Source organism: Salinimicrobium oceani (genome assembly GCF_012037645.1).
In genome coordinates this window covers 1-509 of the sequence record NZ_JAAVJR010000416.1, presented here as the reverse complement: position 1 = coordinate 509, position 509 = coordinate 1, and the positions used below count along the sequence as shown (strand labels likewise).

At 44.6% G+C, this 509-nt stretch carries 1 protein-coding gene and 1 pseudogene; both read right to left on the bottom strand.

All coding sequences use genetic code 11. From position 1 onward, the window contains the following. Positions 1 to 109, bottom strand: a pseudogene (locus HC175_RS24865) (RluA family pseudouridine synthase); the annotation flags it as partial. Further along, positions 99 to 509: PASTA domain-containing protein (locus HC175_RS17480; protein ID WP_209310058.1), on the bottom strand; the 411-nt coding region annotated here is incomplete at its 5' end. The gene HC175_RS17480 and the pseudogene HC175_RS24865, both read right to left, overlap by 11 nt.

Here is a 509-nt window from a genome sequence, read left to right as displayed (position 1 = left end):
ACTTATCGACCCGCAGCGGCTGCTGACCTTTATCTGCTACAAACCTGTGATGTTCGTATAGCTCATCATCATTATCATCTGGTTCGGGACTATTATTTTCAGAAATCATATTCTTCTTCTTCCAGGTCATTTATAATTTGCTCTTCGGCAGTAGTTTCAGCTTCATCCTCTTCATCCATTCCATATCTTCCGGAGCCATCACCCAGGATCAAGTCGATCTTCGAAGTTTTCATAAGTTTCATACCGGGTTCCACCAGTTCACCTTTGTGGCGCATTTCAAGTACCACATCTTTGGCAACATCGGGTTTGTAGGAAATTGTGCCTATTTCGAACCCTAGAGAACGCAAAGTCGGTTCCACCTGTCTCCTTGTTCTTCGGATCAAATTCTCCGGAATCTCCACCTTGGTAAATCCTGAAGGGTTTAATGTAAGATATATCTTTCGGTTTTCCTTCACCTGTTTCCCCGGAAGCGGCACCTGATCGATCACTGAGTACGGCGGATATTCAGG